This is a genomic window from Burkholderia sp. BCC1640, from assembly GCF_902833125.1.
Lineage (GTDB): Bacteria > Pseudomonadota > Gammaproteobacteria > Burkholderiales > Burkholderiaceae > Burkholderia > Burkholderia diffusa.
Genome location: NZ_CADFEF010000166.1, coordinates 1 through 457, shown reverse-complemented (window position 1 = coordinate 457; position 457 = coordinate 1). Strand labels below are relative to the sequence as shown.

Here is a 457-nt window from a genome sequence, read left to right as displayed (position 1 = left end):
GTCTCGATCATGCCGTTGAAGGCGACGATCGAGCGGCCGATCTCGTCCATCCGGCCCACCGGCACGCGGCGCGTGAAGTCCTGGCTCGCGGCGATCTCGCTCATCATCTCCTGCATGCGGCCGAGCGGGCGCACGATCTGGCGATAGAGCATCAGGCCGACGGCGATCAGCACGATGATCACCACGCCGGCCACCGCCGAAATCGTCATGGTGGTGGTGGCGAGCATGCCGTTGAGCGTCGAGATCGCCTCGTCCTTCTGGCGGTTCTTCTCGATGCGCAGCGTCTCGATGATGCCCTCCAGCTCGTCGCGATACTGGGCGACGTTGGCGAACAGGTTGGCCTGGGCCAGCTCGGCCTTGCCGTCGGCCTTCATCCTGGCGGTGTCGTGGATCGCGTCGAAGTAGTTCTTGAGGCTCTCGCGGGCCTGATCGACCAGCCCGGCCTGGGCGTGGCTGG

Annotated in this window: 1 protein-coding gene; it reads right to left on the bottom strand. The window is 66.1% G+C overall.

Going from position 1 to position 457, the window contains the following annotated elements:
* Window positions 1–457, bottom strand: a 457-nt coding sequence (locus HWX25_RS33030; RefSeq protein ID WP_175912794.1) for a HAMP domain-containing protein, incomplete at both ends; no start/stop codon positions are given.